We start from the raw sequence: 21,419 nt of genomic DNA, 5'->3' as shown, positions 1-21,419 counted from the left end.
TTTTCGCGCCATGACCAGCACCGAGGACAAGCTTCGGGAATACCTGAAGCGCGTCACCACCGACCTGCAGCAGACGCGCCAGCGGCTGCAGGCGGTCGAGGCGAAGGGCAGCGAGCCCATCGCGATCGTGAGCATGGCCTGCCGCTTCGGCGGCGGGGCCGACACGCCGGAGAAGCTGTGGCAGCTGCTCCTCGACGGCGGCGACGCGATGACCGGCTTCCCCGTCGACCGCGGCTGGGACGTCGACGGGCTGTACGACCCCGACCCCGACAAGCCCGGCAAGACCTACGTGCGCGAGGGCGGGTTCCTCACGGGCGCCGCCGAGTTCGATGCCGAGTTCTTCGGGATCTCGCCGCGTGAGGCGCAGGCGATGGACCCGCAGCAGCGGCTCCTGCTGGAGTCGGCCTGGGAGGCCTTCGAGCGCGCCGGTGTCGCGCCGAACTCGTTGCGCGGCAGCAGCACCGGCGTCTACGTCGGCGCCTTCAACACCAGTTACGCCTCCAGCATCAGCGGTGGTGAAGGCGGTGACGGGCACCTGCTCACGGGCAACGCGACCAGCGTCGTCTCCGGCCGCATCTCCTACCTGCTGGGCCTCGAAGGCCCGGCGGTCACCGTCGACACGGCGTGCTCGTCCTCGCTCGTCGCACTGCACTGGGCGGCGCAGGCACTGCGGGCGGGGGAGTGCTCGCTCGCCCTGGCCGGCGGCGTCACGGTGCTGCCGGTGCCGGACCTGTTCGTGGAGTTCGCCCGCCAGCGCGGCCTCGCGCCCGACTCCCGGGTGAAGGCGTTCGCCGACGCCGCCGACGGCACGGCGTGGGGTGAAGGCGCCGGGATCCTCGTGCTGGAACGGCTTTCCGACGCGCGCCGGCTGGGGCACCCGGTGCTCGCCGTGGTCCGCGGCAGCGCGATCAACCAGGACGGTGCGTCGAGCGGTCTGTCGGCGCCCAACGGCCCGTCGCAGCAACGCGTGATCCACGCCGCGCTGGAGAACGCGCGGCTGTCCACCTCGGACGTCGACGCCGTCGAGGCCCACGGCACCGGCACGGCGCTGGGCGACCCGATCGAGGCGCAGGCCCTGCTCGCCACCTATGGCCGCCGGCGCGAACGGCCGCTGCTGCTGGGCTCGGTGAAGTCGAACATCGGCCACACCAACGCCGCGGCCGGGGTCGCGGGCGTGATCAAGGTCGTGCAGGCGATCCAGCACGGCCTGGTGCCGAAGACGCTGAACGTCGACGCGCCCTCGTCACACGTCGACTGGACGGCGGGCGACGTCGAGCTGGTCACCGAGCACACGCCGTGGCCCGAGACCGGCCGCGCGCGCCGGGCGGGGGTGTCCGCGTTCGGCATCAGCGGGACCAACGCGCACGTGATCGTCGAGCAGGCGCCGCCGGCCGACGAGCCCGAGGAGAGCTACACCGGGCCGGCCACGGTCCCGTGGGTGCTGTCGGCTCGTACGCCCGAGGCGTTGCGGGCGCAGGCCGCACGGCTGCGCGACGGCCTGGCGGACGACGCCACGCTGGCCGACGTCGGGTTCACGCTGGCGACCGCACGGGCGCACCTGCCGCACCGGGCCGCGGTGCTCGCGACCGACCGCGAGGCCGCGCTGTCCGCGGTGGCGGCGCTGGCCGACGGGGAGCCCGCCGCGGTCGAAGGGTCCGTGCTGGCGGGCCGCCTCGCGGTGCTGTTCACCGGCCAGGGCGCCCAGCGGCTCGGCATGGGCCGTGAGCTGCACGCGAGTTTCCCCGTGTTCGCGGCCGCGTTCGACGAGGCCGTGTCCGCAGTGGACAGTCACCTCGACGGCTCGCTGCGCGAGGTGGTCTGGGGCGCCGACGAAGCCGCGATCGACGAGACCGGCTGGGCCCAGCCCGCCTTGTTCGCGCTCGAGGTCGCGCTGTTCCGGCTCGCCGAGTCGTGGGGCATCGTGCCCGACTTCGTGGCGGGCCACTCCATCGGCGAGATCGCCGCAGCTCACGTCGCCGGCGTCCTGTCGCTGGCCGACGCCGCCGCGCTGGTCGCCGCCCGCGGCCGGCTCATGCAGGCTCTGCCCGCCGGTGGCGCGATGGTGTCGATCCAGGCGGCCGAGGACGAGGTCGCCCCGCTCCTGACCGGGGACCTGGCGCTCGCCGCCGTCAACGGGCCGGCTTCGGTGGTGGTCGCCGGTCCCGAGGGCGCCGCGCTCGCGCTGGCCGAGCGGTTCGCTGCAGATGGACGCAAGACCAAGCGCCTGGCCGTCTCGCACGCGTTCCACTCGCCGTTGATGGACCCGATGCTCGGCGACTTCCGCGCGGCGATCGAAGGCCTGAACTTTCACGCTCCCGAGATCCCGTTCGTCTCTACGCTGACCGGCGCGCTCGCCTCGGCCGACGAGCTCGCCACACCCGAGTACTGGGTGCGCCACGTGCGTGGCACCGTCCGGTTCGCCGACGGCGTCACCGCGCTGGGCGCGCTCGGCGTCCGCAAGTTCCTGGAGGCCGGGCCGGACGGGGTGCTGTCCGCGATGGCGCAGGACTCCGTGCCCGCCGGCGCGCTGCTGGTTCCGCTGCTGCGCAAGGACCGCGCGGAGGAGACCACCGCCCTCACGGCGCTGGCCACCCTCCACACCCGCGGCGTCCCGGTCGACTGGGCCGCGCTGTTCCCCGGCGCGCACCGCACCGACCTGCCGACGTACGCGTTCCAGCACGAACGCTTCTGGCTCAGCTCCGGGGACGGCGCGGGCGACGTGACCGCCGCCGGCCTGGAGGCGCCGGGGCACCCGCTGCTCGGGGCCGCGGTCGAGCTGGCCGACGGTGCGGGTCTGCTGTTCACCAGCCGGCTTTCGCTGCGTTCGCACCCGTGGCTGGCCGACCACGCGGTGGGCGGGCGCGCGATCTTCCCCGGCACCGCGTTCGTGGAGCTGGCCGTGCGCGTCGGCGACGAGGTCGGCTGCGACCGCGTCGAGGAGCTGACGCTCGCCGCGCCGCTCGTCGTGCCCGCGGAAGGCGCGGTGCGGCTGCAGCTGCGCGTCGGCGCCCCGGACGAGACGGGCCGCCGCGCGGTGAGCGTGCACAGCCGGGCCGATGGCGCCGTCGGCGAAGCCTGGACGCAGCACGCGTCGGGCTTCCTCGTCGAAGCCGCGGGCGCGCCCGCCGAGTTCGACACCACGGTGTGGCCGCCGGAAGGCGCCGAGTCCGTGCCCGTCGAAGGCTGCTACGAATCCTTCGCCGAAGGCGGCTTCGCGTACGGGTCGGTGTTCCAGGGCCTGCGCAACGTCTGGCGGCTGGGCGAAGACGTGTACGCCGACGTCGCGCTGCCCGACGGGGTCGAGCCCGGCGAGTTCGGCCTGCACCCGGCGCTGCTCGACGCGGCCGCGCAGACCACGGCGTTCACCGGCGCGCCCCCGGGCATGCCGTTCTCGTGGGCCGACGTGACCCTGCACGCCTCCGGCGCGACCGCGCTGCGGGTGCGGCTGTCGCCGCGCGGTGAGAGCGTGGAGCTCGCCGTCGCCGACGGCACCGGCGCGCCGGTGGCGACTGTCTCGGCGCTCACGATGCGGGCGATCACGACCGGGCCCGAAACCGGCTCGGTTCACCGCGACTCGCTGTTCCGCCTCGACTGGCTGCCCCTGCGCTCGGCCCCGCCGGCGCCCGAGTCGTTCACGGTTCTGGGCGAGGGCACCCTGCTGCCCGAAGCCGCCGTGGCGGAGGGACTCGACGAGCTGGCCGCCGTGCCGTCCGTCGTGGTGCTGCCCGTGGCCGAATCCACGGGTGATGTCGTCGCCGAGACCCACGAGCGCACGTCCGAAGTGCTGGCCCTGCTGCAGAAGTGGCTCGGCGACGATCGGTTCGCCGACGCCCGCCTCGTGGTCGTCACCCGCGGTGCGACGACCGGCGCCGACCTGGCCGCCGCCGCCGTGCACGGCCTGGTGCGCGTGGCCCAGTCGGAGAATCCCGGCCGCTTCGGCCTGGTCGACCTGCCCGACGGCAGCACCGACGGGCTGGCCGCGGCGCTCGGCTCCGAAGAACCCCTGCTCGCGCTGCGCGGCGGCATCCCGCTCGCGGGCCGGCTCGTCCGCGCCGAAGCCGGTGCCGGTACGCACGACTGGGACGGCACCGTCCTCGTCACCGGCGGCACCGGCGGGCTCGGCAGCCTGCTGGCCCGCCACCTCGTGACCCGCCACGACGTCCGGGACCTGGTGCTCGTCAGCCGCCGCGGTGCCGAGGCCGACGGCGCCGCCGAACTCCGCGACGAGCTGACCGCGCTCGGCGCCGACGTCACGATCGAGGCCGCCGATCTGACCTCCCGCGAAGCCACGGCCGCCCTGCTGGCCAGGCTCGACCGTCCGCTGAGCGCCGTGGTCCACACCGCCGGCGTCCTCGACGACGGCGTGCTCGGCTCCCTGACGCCCGACCGCATGGCCACGGTGCTGCGCCCCAAGGTCGACGCGGCGTGGCACCTGAACGAGCTGATCGGCGACCGGACCGCGCTCGTCCTGTTCTCCTCGGTGTCCGGCACCTTCGGCGGCCCGGGCCAGGGCAACTACGCCGCCGGCAACGCCTTCCTCGACGCGCTCGCCCAGCACCGGCGCGCGGCCGGGCTGCCGGCCGTCTCCCTGGCGTGGGGGCCGTGGGCCAGCACCTCGGGCATGACCGCGACGCTCTCGGAAACCGACCTGCGCCGCATCTCCGGCTCCGGCATCCCGGAGCTGGCCGCCGAGGAGGGCATGGCGCTGTTCGACGCCGCCGTCACCTCCGGCGCGCCGGTGCTGCACCCGATCCGGCTCGACCTCCCGGCGCTGCGCGCGCAGGGCGAGCTGCCGCACCTGCTGCACGCGCTCGTCCGGCCGTCGTCGCGCCGCGCCGTGGCGACGTCGGCCGCGGCCGACGGACTCGCCGCGCGCCTGTCCGGACTGTCCACAGCGGACCGGCTGCGCGAGCTGGTCGACCTCGTGCGTACCCAGGTCGCGATCGTGCTCGGACACGCGGGGTCCGCCGCGATCGACCCGGCGCGCGCGTTCAGCGACCTCGGCTTCGACTCCCTGACCGCGGTGGAGCTGCGCAACCGCCTCGGCGCCGCCACCGGCCTGCGGCTGCCCGCGACCGCCGTGTTCGACTACCCGACCCCGGCCGTGCTCGCCGAGCACCTGCACGACGAACTCGTCGGCAGCACACCGGAAGTGACTGCCGCGGCCGTCACGAGCCGCGCCGCGGCCGACGACCCCGTGGTGATCGTCGGCATGAGCTGCCGCTACCCGGGCGGCGTGCGCTCACCCGAGGACCTCTGGCGGCTCGTCGCCGAGGGCACCGACGCGATCACGACGTTCCCGGAGAACCGCGGCTGGGACCTCGACGCGCTCTACGACCCGGACCCCGACCACGCCGGCACCTCGTACACGCGTTCGGGCGGCTTCCTGCACGACGCCGGCGAGTTCGACCCCGCGTTCTTCGGCATGAGCCCCCGCGAGGCCCTCGCCACGGACTCGCAGCAGCGCCTGCTGCTGGAGGTCTCGTGGGAGGCGCTGGAGCGCTCGGGCATCGACCCGGCCGGTCTGCGTGGTTCGCCGACCGGGGTGTTCGCCGGCGTGATGTACAACGACTACGGCACCCTGCTCGGCGGCCGCGAGTTCGAAGGCTTCCGCGGCAACGGCAGCTCGCCGAGCGTCGTCTCCGGTCGCGTGTCCTACACGTTCGGCTTCGAAGGACCGGCCGTCACGGTCGACACCGCGTGCTCCTCCTCGCTGGTCGCGATGCACTGGGCGGCGCAGGCGCTGCGCAGCGGGGAATGTTCGCTCGCGCTGGCCGGCGGCGTGACCGTGCTGTCCACTCCGGACCTGTTCGTCGAGTTCTCCCGCCAGCGCGGCATGTCGGCCGACGGCCGGTGCAAGTCGTTCGCCGACGGGGCGGACGGGGTCGGCTGGGCCGAGGGCGTCGGCGTGGTCGTGCTCGAACGCCAGTCGGACGCCGTCCGCAACGGCCACCACATCCTCGCGGTGCTGCGCGGTTCGGCGGTCAACCAGGACGGTGCGTCCAACGGGCTGACCGCGCCGAACGGGCCTTCGCAGCAGCGCGTGATCCGCCAGGCCCTGGCGAGCGGGCGACTGTCCACTCAGGACGTCGATGTCGTGGAGGCCCACGGCACCGGCACGACCCTGGGCGACCCGATCGAGGCGCAGGCCCTGCTGGCCACGTACGGCCAGGGCCGCGAGACCCCGCTGCTGCTCGGCTCGATCAAGTCCAACCTCGGCCACACCCAGGCCGCGGCCGGGGTCGCCGGTGTGATCAAGATGGTGCAGGCGATGCGGGCCGGGCTCGTGCCCTCGACCCTGCACGTCGACGGCCCGTCGTCGCATGTGGACTGGACGGCCGGCGACGTCGAGCTGGTCGCCGAGACCACCGCGTGGCCGGAGGCGGACCGCCCGCGCCGCGCCGGTGTCTCGTCCTTCGGCATCAGCGGCACCAACGCGCACTTGATCCTGGAGCAGGCTGCCCCGGTCGCCGAGCGGCCCCCGTCGGCGGTCACCGGCCCGGTACCGTGGGTGGTCTCCGGGCGCACGCCCGACGCGGTCCGCGCCCAGGCGGGCAAGCTGCTCGCCGCGGCGCAGGCCGAGCCGGAGCACTCGCTCGCCGACGTCGGGTTCAGCCTCGCCACCACCCGCGCGGGCCTGGAGCACCGCGCCGCCGTGGTCGGCGAGACCCGCGACGAACTGCTCGCCGGCCTCGGCGCGCTCGCGGCGGGTGAACCGCACGCCGACGCCGTGGAGGGGGTGGCCCGCACCGGCCGGCTCGCGATGCTGTTCACCGGCCAGGGCGCGCAGCGGCTCGGCATGGGCCGCGAGCTCTACCACCGGTTCGCAGTGTTCGCCGCCGCGTTCGACGAGACCGTCGCCGCGCTCGACGCGCACCTGGGCACACCGCTGAAGACCGTGATCTGGGGCGAGGACGCGGCCGCCGTCGACGAGACCGGCTGGACCCAGCCGGGCCTGTTCGCCGTCGAGGTCGCGGGTTACCGCCTCGCGGAGTCCTGGGGTGTGCGGCCCGACTTCGTCGCGGGCCACTCGATCGGGGAGATCGCAGCGGCCCATGTGGCCGGGGTCTTCACCCTCGAAGACGCGGCCGCGCTCGTGTGCGCCCGCGGCCGGTTGATGCAGGCGCTGCCCCGCGGAGGGGCGATGGTGTCGATCCGCGCGAGCGAGGAAGAGATCACGCCGCTGCTGACCGAAGGCGTGTCGATCGCCGCGATCAACGGACCTGCGTCGATCGTGGTTTCCGGCGTCGAGGCCGAGGTCACCGCGGTGGCCGAGCACTTCGCCGCGCAAGGCCGCCGCACGCGTGAGCTGCCGGTGAGCCACGCGTTCCACTCGCCGCTGATCCAGCCGATCCTGCGCGCCTTCCGTGGGATCGCCGAAGAACTCACTTACCACGAGCCGAAGATCCCGGTCGTCTCGACGCTGACCGGCGCCGCCGCCACGGCCGAGGAGCTGTGCTCGCCCGAGTACTGGGTCCGCCACGTCCGCGAGGCCGTCCGGTTCTCCGACGGCGTCCGCACCCTCGCCGACCTCGGTGCCACCACGTTCTTCGAGGTCGGCCCGGACGGCGTGCTCTCGGCCATGGTCCGCGAGTCGCTGGAGGACGCCGACGCGGTGTTCGTCCCGCTGCTGCGCAGGGGCCGCGACGAGGCGCGCACCGCCGTGGCCGCGATCGCGCGGCTGCACGTTGCCGGCACGCCGGTCGACTGGACCGCCGTGTTCCCCGGCGCGCACGTCGTGAACCTGCCCACCTACGCCTTCCAACACCAGTGGTTCTGGCCGGCCGCCACGCCGGGCCTCGGCGACGCGGCCGCCGTGGGCCTGCGCCCGGCCGAGCACCCGCTGCTCAACGGCACGGTCGAGCTGGCCGAAAACGACGGCGTGCTCTTCACCGGACGGCTTTCCCTCGCGTCGCACCCGTGGCTGGCCGAGCACGCGGTTCAGGGGACGGTTCTGCTGCCCGGCACCGCGTTCCTCGAACTGGCGTTCCGCGCCGGCGACGAGGTCGGCTGCGACCACGTGGACGAGCTCACGCTCGCGGCCCCGCTGGTGCTGCCCGAACGCGGCGCGGTCCAGCTGCAGGTCCACGTCGGCGCGCCCGGCGACGGCGAGGGGCGCGCGCTGTCCGTCCACTCGCGAGCCGAAGGTGAGCTCGACGCGTGGACGCTGCACGCCACCGGCGTGCTCAGCTCCGGCGCGGCCGACGACGGTGGCTACTCGAGCGCCGAATGGCCTCCGGCCGGCGCCGAGCCGATCGACCTCGGCGGCTGCTACGAGCGCTACGCCGAGGCCGGGTTCGCGTACGGAGCCGCGTTCCAGGGCCTGCACGCCGCGTGGCGACGCGGCGACGACGTGTTCGCCGAGGTCACGCTGCCGGGTGCCGAGGGCCGCGCCGAGGAGACGGCCGCGGAGTTCGGCCTGCACCCGGCCGTGCTCGACGCCGTCCTGCACGCCGCGGGCCACCTCGGCATCGGCGACGAAGGCGGCTCGCTGCCGTTCTCGTGGTCCGGTGTGTCGCTGCGCGCGTCCGGCGCCGCCACGGTCCGGGCGCGGCTGACGCGCACCGGTGACGACACGCTCTCACTCGACCTGACCGACGCGGCCGGGGCACCCGTCGCGTCGGTCGGCGGCCTCGCGCTGCGCGCGGTCTCCGCGCTCGGCACCGCATCGGTCGCGGGATCGCGTGATCCGCTGTTCCGGCTGGCGTGGCCGCCGATCGCGGTCGAGCCGGCGGTGCCGGGCGACGTCGCCGTCGTCGGCCCGGACACGCTGGGTCTGGCGGCCGCGATCGAACACTGCACTGCGGTGACGTCGTACGCGCGGTTGTCCGATGTGGACACCGTGCCCGCCGTCGTCGTGATCCCGGTCGACGCCGGCGTCGCCACCGGCACCGTCCCCGAAGCCGCCCACGCCGAGTCGGCCGAAGTACTGGCGCTGCTGCAGCAGTGGCTTGCCGAGGAGCGGTTCTCCGCGGCGCGCCTGGTTTTCGTGACGCGCGGCGCCACGACCGGCGAAGACGTGGCGGCCGGCGCCGTGTGGGGGCTGGTGCGCGCGGCCGACGTCGAGCACCCGGGCCGCTTCGGTCTGGTCGACCTCACCGACGACGACACCACGTTGCTCGCCGCCGCGCTGGGCACCACCGAACCACAGGTGGCGATCCGCGCCGGCGCCGTGACCTCGGCCCGACTCGAACGCGCCGCGCCCGCCGACCCGGTGACCTGGAACCCCGGCGGTACCGTGCTGATCACCGGCGGCACGGGCGGCCTGGGCCGCATCATCGCCGAGCATCTCGTGACCCAGCACGGCGTGCGGAAGCTGCTGCTGCTCAGCCGCCGCGGTGGCGAGGCCGCCGGGGTCGTCGAACTGGTCGCGGAACTCGCGACGCACGGCGCCGACGCGACTGTGGTCGCCTGCGACGCCGCCGACCGCGAAGCCCTCGCCGCCGTGCTCGCCGAGCACCCGGTTTCGGCGGTGGTCCACGCCGCCGGTGTCCTCGACGACGGCGTGCTCGACGCGCTGACGCCCGAGCGCATGACGACCGTGCTGCGCCCCAAGGTCGACGCCGCGTGGAACCTCCACGAGCTCGCCGGAGACCTCGACGCGTTCGTGCTCTTCTCCTCGCTGTCGGGCACCTTCGGCGGGGCGGGGCAGGGCAACTACGCGGCCGGCAACGCGTTCCTCGACGCGCTGGCCGAACACCGCCGCGCGGCCGGGCTGCCCGCCGTGTCGCTGGCGTGGGGCCCGTGGGCCCAGGCGGCCGGTATGACCGGTGCGCTGACCGAGGCCGAGATGCGGCGCATGGCCCGCTCGGGCATGCCGGCGCTCACCCGCGAGCAGGGGCTGGCGCTGTTCGACGCCGGTGTCGCCGCGGACGACGCCGCCGTGGTCACCGCCCGGCTGGACCTGGCCGCCCTGCGGCAGGCCGGCGAGATCCCGCCGGTGCTGCGCGGGCTCGTCCGCACCCGGGCCCGCCGCGCCGCCGCCGGTGGGGCCGCGACCGCGGGTGCGCTGGCCCAGCGGCTCACCGGGCTCGACGGCGCCGCACGCAGGCGCGAACTGGTGGACCTCGTCCGCGGGCAGGTCGCCGTCGTGCTCGCCCACGCCGACGCGAGCGCCGTGGAGGCGACCCGCGCGTTCTCCGAGCTCGGCTTCGACTCGCTGACGGCGGTGGAGCTGCGCAACCGTGTCTCCGCCGTCACCGGACTGCGGCTGCCGGCCACGGCGGTGTTCGACCACCCGACGGTCGAGGCGCTCGCCGCGTTCGTGCTCGACGAGCTGTTCGGCACTGAACTCGACGAAGCCGTGCCCGCCGTGACCGGGCAGGTCGTGAGCGACGACCCGATCGTGATCGTCGGCATGAGCTGCCGCTACCCGGGTGGCGTGTCGTCGCCGGAAGACCTGTGGCGCCTGGTGTCCGAGGGCGTCGACGCGATCACGGAGTTCCCGAACGACCGCGGCTGGGACGTCGACTCGCTGTACGACGCCGACCCCGACCGGCCGGGCACCACGACCACGCGCTTCGGCGCGTTCCTGCACGACGCCCCCGCCTTCGACCCGGAGTTTTTCGGCCTGAGCCCCCGCGAGGCGCTGACCACCGACTCGCAGCAGCGCCTGCTGCTGGAAACCTCGTGGGAGGCCCTGGAACGCGCCGGGATCGACCCGGCGGGCCTGCGTGGTTCGCCGACGGGTGTGTTCGCCGGCGTGATGTACAGCGATTACTCGAGCCTGCTGTCCGACGCGGAGTACGAGGGTTACCAGGGCAGCGGCAGCGCGGGCAGCATCGCGTCCGGCCGCGTGTCCTACACGTTCGGCTTCGAAGGTCCCGCGATGACGATCGACACCGCGTGCTCGTCGTCGCTGGTCGGCCTGCACCTCGCGGCCCAGGCCCTGCGGGCGGGCGAGTGCTCGCTCGCGCTGGCCGGCGGCGTCACGGTGATGTCCACACCGGGCACGTTCATCGAGTTCTCCCGCCAGCGCGGCCTCGCCGCCGACGGCCGCTGCAAGTCCTTCGCCGAGGGCGCCGACGGCACCGGCTGGGGTGAAGGCGTGGGCATGCTGGTGCTGGAACGCCAGTCCGACGCGCTGCGCAACGGCCACCGTGTGCTCGCCGTGGTCCGCGGCTCCGCGATCAACTCCGACGGCGCGTCCAACGGCCTCACCGCACCCAACGGGCCCGCGCAGCAGCGCGTGATCCGCCAGGCGCTGGCCAGCGGCCGACTGTCCACTGCGGACGTCGACGCCGTCGAAGCGCACGGCACCGGCACGACGCTGGGCGACCCGATCGAGGCCCAGGCTCTGCTGGCGACCTACGGCCGTGACCGCGAAACCCCGCTGCTGCTGGGGTCGATCAAGTCGAACATCGGCCACACACAGGCCGCGGCCGGCGTGGCGGGCGTGATCAAGATGGTGCAGGCGATGAGCCACGGCGTGCTGCCGCGGACCCTGCACGTCGACGCGCCGTCGTCCCACGTGGACTGGAGTGAGGGCGCGGTCGAGCTGCTCACCGAGCCGCGCCCCTGGCCCGAGGTCGAGAGGCCGCGTCGCGCCGGCGTGTCGTCGTTCGGCATCAGCGGCACCAACGCGCACGTGATCCTCGAGCAGCCGCCCGCCGTCGCGGTGCCGAAGCCGGCGCCGTCCGCCGGGGTGGTGCCGTGGGTGCTGTCCGGCCGCACGCCGGAAGCCGTGCGCGCCCAGGCGGCGCGGCTCGCGGAGCACCTCGACGGCTCGGCCGAGGGCTCGTCGCCGGCCGACCTCGGCTGGTCGCTCGCCTCGACGCGGTCCGCGTTCGACCACCGCGCCGTGGTGCTCGCCGAGGATCACGACCAGGCCGTCGCCGCGCTCACCGCGCTGGCGGCGGGGGAGCCGGGCGCGGTCGAGGGCACGGTGCTCGGCGGCCGTACGGCGGCGTTGTTCACGGGTCAGGGCTCGCAGCGGCTCGGCATGGGCCGCGAGCTCTACAACCGCTTCCCGGCGTTCGCGAAGGCTTTCGACGCGGCGGTCGCGGAGCTCGACCGGCAGCTGGAAAGCCCGCTGAGCGCGGTCGTCTGGGGCGAGGACGCCGACCAGCTCGACCGCACCGGCTGGGCGCAGCCCGCGATCTTCGCACTCGAAGTGGCGCTGTTCCGGCTCGTCGAGTCGTGGGGCGTGCGTCCGGAGCTGGTGGCCGGGCACTCGATCGGCGAGATCGCGGCCGCCCACGTCGCCGGTGTCCTGTCGCTGGCCGACGCCGCGGTGCTCGTCGCCGCGCGCGGCCGGCTCATGCAGGGCCTGCCGCGTGGCGGCACGATGGTCTCGATTCAGGCCAGTGAGGACGAGGTCACGCCGCTGCTCACCGACCAGGTCTCGATCGCCGCGGTGAACGGGCCGAACTCCGTGGTCGTCGCCGGTGCCGAACGCGCCGTGCTCGCGATCGCCGACGAGTTCGCCGCGCGGCGGCGCAAAACCCGCCGGCTGCGGGTGTCGCACGCGTTCCACTCGCCGCTGATGGACCCGATGCTCGACTACTTCCGCGCGGTGGTGGGCGAACTGACCTTCCGCGCGCCGGAGATCCCGTTCGTCTCGACGGTGACGGGCGAGCTCGTGGCGGCCGAAGAGCTGACCGACCCCGAGTACTGGGTGCGGCACGTCCGCGAAACCGTGCGGTTCGCGGACGGCATCCGCACGCTGGCCGACCAGGGTGCCCGCGTGTTCGTCGAGCTGGGACCGGACGGCACGCTCTCCGCGATGGCGCAGGACAGCGTGTCCGAAGGGGCCGTGCTCGTTCCGCTGCTGCGCAAGGACCGCCCGGAGGACGTCTCGGTGCTCACCGCGCTGAGCCGCCTGCACGTCGGCGGCGTGGCCGTGGACTTCGCGTCGCTGTTCCCCGGTGCCCGTGTGGTGGACCTGCCGACGTACGCCTTCCAGCACCGGCGTTTCTGGCCCGCCGCGGCCACCGGGGGTTCGGGCGACGTCCGGGCCGCAGGCCTCACTTCGGCCGGCCACCCGCTGCTCGGCGCCGCCGTGCAGCTCGCCGACGGCGAGGGCGCGCTGTTCACCAGCCGGCTGTCGGTGCGGTCGCACCCGTGGCTGGCCGAGCACGCCGTGCACGGCGCGGTGCTCGTGCCGGGGACGGCGCTGCTGGAGCTGGTCGTCCGCGCCGGCGACGAGGTCGGCTGCGCGGTCGTCGAAGAGCTCACGCTCGCGGCACCGCTCGTGCTGCCCGCAGACGGCGCCGTGCAGGTGCAGCTGCGCACCGGCGCCGCCGACGAAACCGGACGGCGTACCGTGACCGTCCACTCGCGACCGGAGGGCCACGACGACTGGCGTCAGCACGCCACCGGTGTGCTCGCCGGGGGCCCGGTCACGGCGCCGTCGTTCGACGCCACCGAGTGGCCGCCCGCCGGAGCCGAGGTGATCGGCCTCGACGGGTTCTACGAGGAGTTCGGCGAGGCCGGCTTCGCCTACGGCCCGCTGTTCCAGGGTGTGCGCGCGGCCTGGCGGCTCGGTGCCGACGTGTTCGCCGAGGTGGTCCTGCCCGAGGACACCGCGGACGCCGCGGCCGCCTTCGGCCTGCACCCGGCGCTGCTGGACGCGTGCCTGCACCCGGCGGCGTTCGCCGGCCTGGACCGCGGGGTGGTCCCGTTTTCCTGGCGCGACACCACACTTCGGGCGGCCGGCGCGGCCGAGGTCCGCGTGCGGCTGAGTCGCGCGGCGGACGACGAGATCTCGCTGGAGCTCGCCGACGTGACCGGTGCGCCGGTCGCCTCCGTCGGCTCCCTCAAGCTGCGCGAAATCGGCACCGGCCTGAGCGCCGGGTCCGACGCGCTGTTCGAACCGGCCTGGGCGCCGCTCGGAGCCGAGAGCCCGCTGCCCGCCGCGGCCGTCATTCTCGACGACGACGGGCTGGGCCTGGCCGACGCGTTCGCCGCGGCGGGCGTGCCGACGGACGTGGTGGCCACGGCGGCCGGCCCGGTCGTCGCGCTCGTCGGACTGTCCACTCCGGACCTGCCGGTGCCCGCCGCCGTGCGGACGCTGACGGCCGATGTCCTGGCCCGTCTGCAGAGCTGGCTGACCGAGGACCACGCCGAGACCGACCGGCTCGTGTTCGTCACCCGCGGCGCCACGACCGGCGCCGACCCGGCGGCCGCCGCCGTGTGGGGCCTGGTGCGCTCGGCGCAGTCGGAGCACCCGGGCCGGTTCGGCCTGGTGGACCTCGACACCGACAGCGTGCTGGTGCCCCAGGCGGTCGCTTCGGGCGAACCGCAGGTCGCCGTGCGCGACGGTGCGTTGTTCGCACCGCGCCTGGCGCGTGCGGGTTCGGCGGGCGAGCCCGTGACCTGGAACCCGGACGGCACGGTCCTCGTGACCGGCGGCACCGGCGGGCTGGGCCGGATCTTCACCGAGTACCTCGTGACCGAACACGGCGTGCGCAACCTGCTGCTGCTCAGCCGCAGCGGCCCGGACGCCCCCGGGGTGGCGCGATTCGTCGAGACCCTCGCCGAAGCCGGCGCGAGTGCCGAGGTCGTGGCCTGCGACGTCGCCGACCGCGACGCGCTCGCCGCGGTCTTGGCCGAGCACCCGGTCTCCGCCGTGGTCCACACCGCCGGCGTCCTCGACGACGGCGTGCTCGAATCCCTGACCCCGGACCGCTTCGACACCGTGCTGCGGCCCAAGGTCGACGCGGCCTGGAACCTGCACGAGCTCACGAGCGACCTCGACGCGTTCGTGGTCTTCTCCTCCGTCGCCGGGCTCTTCGGCGGCGCCGGGCAAGGCAACTACGCGGCCGGCAACACGTTCCTCGACGCCCTCGCCGAACATCGGCGGGCCGCGGGGCAGCCGGCGGTGTCGCTGGCGTGGGGCCCGTGGGCGCAGGACTCCGGCATGACCGGCGTGCTCACGAGTGCCGACCTGCGGCGCATGCAGGACTCGGGCCTGCCGCCGCTCGAGCGTGAACAGGGCCTCGAGCTGTTCGACGAAGCCCTGGCCACCGGCCGGCCCGTCGTCGTGCCCGCGCGGCTCGACCTCGGCGCCTTCCGCGCGGCACCGGAGATCCCGCCGCTGGTGCGGGGTCTGGTGCGCACACCCGTGCGCCGCGCCGCCGCCGGTGCCGCGGCCGGGGCGACCCTGGTGCAGAAGCTGCTGGGCCTGCCTGAAGCCGACCGGCGCGAAGCTGTGCTCGACCTCGTGCGCCGCGAAGTCGCCGGGGTGCTCGCCTACGCCGACGCGGGTGCGGTCGAGCCGGCCCGGGCGTTCCAGAGCCTCGGGTTCGACTCACTCACCGCCGTCGAGCTGCGCAACCGGATCACCGCCGTGTCGGGGCTGCGGCTCCCGGCCACGCTGATCTTCGACTACCCGACCTCCTACGCCCTGGCCGAGCACCTTTGGACGGAGCTGTTCGGCGACCTGGCGGGCTCGGCGGACGGCACGTCGGTGCCGGCGGCGGCGATGCCGTCGCTGACCGACGACCCGATCGTGATCGTCGGCATGGCCTGCCGCTACCCGGGCGGGGTCGCCTCGCCCGAGGACCTGTGGCGGCTCGTGACCGAGGGCGCGGACGCGATCACCGAGTTCCCCGCCGACCGCGGCTGGGACGTCGAGTCGCTCTACGACCCGGACCCCGAGCACCTCGGCACGTCCTACACGCGCTCGGGCGGCTTCCTGCACGACGCGGCCGAGTTCGACCCCGGCTTCTTCGGGATGAGCCCGCGCGAGGCGATGACCACGGACACCCAGCAGCGCCAGCTGCTCGAAGTCTCGTGGGAGGCGCTGGAGCGTTCGGGGATCGACCCGGCCGGCCTGCGTGGTTCGCCGACCGGTGTGTTCGCCGGCGTGATGTACAACGACTACAGCTCGACGCTGTCGTCGTCGGAGTACGAGGGCTACCAGGGCCACGGGAGTGCCGGAAGCGTGGCCTCGGGCCGAGTCTCCTACACGTTCGGCTTCGAAGGCCCGGCGGTCACGGTCGACACGGCGTGCTCGTCGTCGCTGGTCGCGATGCACTGGGCGGCTCAGGCGCTGCGCAGCGGGGAGTGCTCGCTGGCACTGGCCGGTGGCGTCGCGGTGATGTCGACGCCGGCGGCGTTCGTCGAGTTCTCGCGCCAGCGCGGCCTTTCGCCGGACGGGCGCTGCAAGGCGTTCAGCGAGTCGGCCGACGGCGTCGGCTGGGCCGAGGGCGTCGGCGTGCTGGTGCTGGAGCGCCAGTCCGACGCCGTCCGCAACGGGCACCACGTGCTCGCCGTGCTGCGTGGCTCCGCGATCAACCAGGACGGTGCGTCCAATGGCCTCACCGCGCCCAACGGGCCTTCGCAGCAGCGCGTGATCCGGCAGGCGCTGGCCAGCGGCGGATTGTCCACCGCGGACGTCGACGTGGTGGAGGCCCACGGCACGGGCACGACACTCGGCGACCCGATCGAGGCGCAGGCGCTGCTGGCGACCTACGGGCAAGACCGCGAGACCCCTTTGCTGCTGGGGTCCGTGAAGTCGAACATCGGGCACACGCAGTCGGCCGCCGGTGTCGCGGGAGTGATCAAGATGGTGCTCGCAATGCAGGCCGGGCGGGTGCCGCACACGCTGCACGTGACCGAACCGTCGACGCACGTCGACTGGACCGCGGGCGCGGTGAGCCTGGTGACCGAGCCGACGGTGTGGCCCGAGACCGACCGTCCGCGCCGCGCGGGGATCTCGTCGTTCGGCATCAGCGGCACCAACGCGCACCTCATCGTCGAGCTGCCGCACGAAGTCCACGTGCCCGAGCTGGACGACGAGCCGGAACCGGCCGGCCACCACGCGGCCCGCGACGGACTGGTGCCCTGGGTCCTGTCGGCCCGGACGCCGGCCGCGCTGCGGGCACAGGCCGCGCGGCTGCACACGGCGCTGGCGGAGCAGGACACGCTCTCGCCCGCCGACGTCGGCTGGACGCTGCTGGCCGGGCGCTCGCTGTTCGAGCACCGCGCCGTCGTCCCGGCCGAGGACCGGGCCTCGGCGCTCGCCGAGCTGGCCGCCCTCGCGGCCGGTGAGGGCAACGCCGTGACGGGCTCGGTGCGTACCGGCAAGCTGGCCGTGCTGTTCCCGGGCCAGGGTGCGCAGCGGCTCGGTATGGGCCGCGAGCTGTACGACCGGTTCGCGGTGTTCGCGGCGGCGTTCGACGAGGTGGTGTCCGAAGTGGACCGGCACCTCGACGGCTCGCTGCGGGACGTGGTCTGGGGCTCTGACGACGCCGAGCTGAACCAGACCGGCTGGGCGCAGCCGGCGTTGTTCGCATTGGAAGTGGCGTTGTTCCGGCTCGCCGAGTCGTGGGGCGTCGCACCGGACCTGGTCGCGGGCCACTCGATCGGCGAGATCGCGGCCGCGCACGTGGCCGGGGTGCTGTCGCTGGCCGACGCCGCGGCGCTGGTCGCTGCACGCGGTCGGCTGATGCAGGCGCTGCCCGGAAGCAGGAAAGCGTCGCGCAGCGACTCCGTTGAGAGTGGCGGCGGGGGCATGGACGGAGGGGCGATGGTCGCGGTGCAGGCGGCCGAGGACGAGGTCGCGCCGCTGCTGTCCGACGGCGTGACGATCGCCGCGATCAACGGTCCGGACTCGGTCGTCGTCGCCGGTGCCGAGGCCGCCGTGACGGCGGTGGCCGAGCAGCTCGCCGAGCGCGGCCGCCGGACCCGGCGCCTGGCCGTGTCGCACGCGTTCCACTCGCCGTTGATGGACCCGATGCTCGACGAGTTCCGCGCGGTCGTGGAGACGTTGTCGTTCCGCCCGCCGAAGCTCGCGTTCGTCTCGACGCTCACGGGCACGCCGGTGACGGCCGACGAGCTGTGCTCCGCGGACTACTGGGTGCGCCATGTGCGCGAGGCCGTGCGGTTCGCCGACGGCGTGCGGGCGCTGGCGGACCAGGGCGCGCGGAAGTTCCTCGAGCTGGGTCCCGACGGCACGCTCACCGCGATGGCCGCGGCCTCCGTGCCGGAGGACGCCGTGACGGTGTCGTTCCTGCGCAAGGACCGGGGCGAGGAACAGGCTGCGGTGACCGCGCTCGGGGTGCTGCACGTCCACGGCACCGCAGTCGACTGGGCGCCGCTGTTCCGCGGCGCGCACCAGGTGGACCTGCCGACGTATGCCTTCCAGCACCAGCGGTTCTGGCCGGCCCCGGTGGCCGGTGCGTCCGGGGACGTGCGCGCGGCCGGGCTGGGGGCGCCGGACCACCCGTTGCTCGGTGCGGCGGTGGAGCTCGCCGGGTGTGAGGAGCTGCTGTTCACGAGCCGGCTTTCGCTGCGGTCGCACCCGTGGCTGGCCGACCACACCTTCGGTGACGCGGTGCTGGTGCCGGGCACGGGCCTGCTGGAGCTCGCCGTGCGGGCGGGTGCCGAGGTCGGGTGCGAGACCGTGGAGGAGCTCACGCTCGCGGCGCCGCTGATCCTGCCGGCGGAAGGCGCGCTGCAGGTGCAGCTGCGGGTCAGCGCTCCGGACGCGGCGGGCAGCCGGCCGGTGACCGTCCACTCGCGACCCGAAGGCGAGAGCGAGTGGGTGCAGCACGCGAGTGGCCTGCTTGCGGTGGCGCCGAAGCCGGCCGCGCCCGCGGTCGAGAGCTGGCCGCCGGCCGGGGCCGAGCCGATGGAGCTCGAGGGGTGTTACGAGGCCTTCGCGGACGCCGGGTTCGGGTACGGGCCGGTGTTCCAGGGGCTGCGGGCGGCGTGGCGGACCGAGGACGAGATCTTCGCCGAGGTCACGCTGCCCGACGGCGTCGACGGCCGTGGGTACGGGGTGCACCCGGCACTGTTGGACGCGTCGCTGCACGCCTCGCTGCTCGCGGGGTCCGAAGAGGACGGTGGTGGGCTGCCCTTCCTGTGGGAGGGCGTGACGGTCCACGCCGGTGGCGCTTCGGCGGTGCGGGTGCGGTTGACGCCGCGGGGCGCCGATGCGATGGCGGTGGCGTTGACCGATCCGGCCGGGAACCCGGTGGTGTCGATCGCGAACCTGCGGACGCGGGTCGTGGCGCCGAGCGGGATCGAGGACACGGCGTTGTTCCGGGTCGGCTGGGTGCCGGTGACGTCCGGTGGAGAGCTGCCGGCCGCGGTGTCGGTGTCGGTGTCGGTGTCGGATGCTGCTCTTGCTTCGTCGCTTTCGGACGCCGGAGTTGCTGTGGCGGACGACGCGCCGGTCGAGGTGGTGGCGATGCCGGACGGTTCCGTGGCCGATGTGACGAACGCGGTGCTGGAGCGACTGCAGCCGGCGTTGACCGGGGACACCCGGGTGGTGTTCGTGAGCCGTGGTGCGGTCGAGGGGGACAACCTCGCCGCAGCGGCCGCGCACGGGTTGGTGCGGTCGGCGATGGCGGAGAACCCGGGTCGCTTCGGGCTCGTGGATCTGGATTCCGGGCCGGTCTCCGCGGAGGCGTGGGGCCGGGTGCTGGACGGTGGCGAACCGCAGGTGATCGTGCGGGACGGGGCTGTGCTGGCGGCTCGGCTGGAGAGGCAGCCCGCGCCGGAGGAGCGCGTCTCGTGGCGTGGCCGGGTGCTGGTGACCGGCGGGACCGGTGGGCTCGGGAGTGCGGTGGCCCGGCATCTCGTGGTTGAGCACGGGGTGCGGTCGCTGGTGCTGGTGAGCCGGCGTGGTCCGGCTGCTCCCGGTGCTGATGCGCTCGTCGAGTCGCTTCGCGGGCTCGGGGCCGAGGTGTTGGTGGAGGCGTGTGATCCGGCGGATCGGTCGGCCTTGGCTGAGTTGCTCTCGCGGTATCCGGTGGATGGTGTCGTGCACGCCGCCGGGGTTGTCGATGACGGGGTGATCGCGTCGTTGACGCCGGAGCGGATGGAGAAGGTGTTGCGGGCCAAGGTGGACGCGGCGTGGAATCTGCATTCGCTGGTCGGTGAGGTGTCGGCGTTCGTGCTGTTCTCGTCGGTGGCCGGGGTGTTCGGCGGGGCCGGGCAGGGGAACTATGCGGCGGGGAACGCGTACCTGGATGCGTTGGCGCAGCTGCGGCGGCGCGAGGGGAAGCCGGCGGTGTCGTTGGCTTGGGGGCCGTGGAGTGAGGTCGGGATGGTCGGTGCGTTGGGTGCCGATGAGGCCGAGCGGATGAATCGGTCCGGGTTCCCGATGCTGGCGGTTGATGACGGGCTGGCGTTGATGGATGCGGGGTTGTCGGTGTCGTCTGCTGCGGTCGTTGCGGCGCGGATTGAGTTCGGGGTGTTCAGGGCTGGTGGGGATGTGCCGGCGTTGATGCGTGGGCTCGTCCGGGTGCCGGTGAAGCGGGCGGCTGTGGTGGCTGGTGGTGGGCGGCTTGCTGAGCGGTTGAGTGGGCTCGGTGAAGCGGAGCAGACGGAGGTGTTGCTCGAGGTGGTGTGTCGGCAGGCTGCGGAGGTGTTGGGGCATGCCGATGCGGGGGAGATTTCGGGGAAGAGTGAGTTTCAGAGTCTGGGGTTCGATTCGCTGACTGCGGTCGAGTATCGGAATCGGCTCGGGGCTGTGGTGGAGATGGGGTTGCCGGCGACGTTGTTGTTCGATTATCCGACGCCGGTGGAATTGGTGGGGTATTTGCGGGAGCGGTTGGTTCCGGAGGAGGCCGGGGCTGGTGCGTTGCTGGCGGAGTTGGATCGGATTGCGGTGGTGATGGGGGAGATGGTGGTTGAGCCGGGGATGGTTGAGGAGGTTGCCGGGAGGATTGAGGTGTTGAGGAGTCGGTGGGGGAAGGTGGCTGGGGATGCTGGGGGTGCTGGGGGTTCTGGTTCGGAGTTTGATTTTGAGGGGGCTTCGGATGATGAGGTGTTTGATATGTTGGATAATGAGTTGGGGTTGAGTTGAGGTAGGTAGTTGTCCGGCTCGGCGCGCGGGGCGCGCCATTGCCGGATGTCGGTGGTGGAGGTGGGCACCCCGATTTTTGATTGTCACGACAGTAGAGATCGGCTTGTCAAGGCGGGAAAGAGTACCTTGACAAGCCGATCTCTACTGTGTTGGGGAAAAGAATCGGGGGGCCGGGCGGGGGAAGGTTGCGGGGAGGGGTTGGGGGAGCGTTTGTTGTGTTGCCGGGTGGTGGTTGGGTGGGGGCAAGGGCGCGCTTGGCTGGGTGGGTGGTGGGTTTGTGGTGGCGGGTGGCGGGTGGTTTGAGTGACTGGCTGACTGGCGATCCTGGTCCGGTGACTCACCTGACGTGGCACGCCGTTCGATCCATGTGATGTGCCCGAGCGTGCTTGACTCGCCAGGTAGGGCGCTGAGTCAAGCGTCGGCCCGGCTAAGCACATTCGATCTAGCCGGCCATGCCGATTCATCCAGCGTGCCGGGCCCCGATTCGTTGGCCTCGTCGGCCATCCCGCGTGGCTCGAACTCCGACCGCGGCCAATGCCTGCCCGAGGTGTGCCGTGGGTGGGCGTGAAAGAGCCCCGGCCCAGGTGAAGGGGGTGGTCACCTGGGACGGGGCTCCGAGCGCGCGGAGTGGAGCGGAGGGAGGGGCACCGCGCGCGGT

The 21,419-nt window shown here is 73.8% G+C and carries 1 protein-coding gene; it reads left to right on the top strand.

Annotated features, from left to right (window positions below):
- Positions 1-10: 10 nt before the first annotated feature.
- A complete protein-coding gene (locus tag ACFY1H_RS09090; protein WP_386945624.1) occupies positions 11-20,761 on the top strand; it encodes an SDR family NAD(P)-dependent oxidoreductase in 20,751 nt (6,916 codons plus the stop codon).
- Positions 20,762-21,419: the final 658 nt, after the last annotated feature.

It is taken from the genome of Amycolatopsis sp. NPDC001319, from assembly GCF_042896185.1.
Lineage (GTDB): Bacteria > Actinomycetota > Actinomycetes > Mycobacteriales > Pseudonocardiaceae > Amycolatopsis.
The sequence above is the reverse complement of the archived record's forward strand: the minus strand, read 5'-3'. Positions and strand labels throughout refer to the sequence as shown.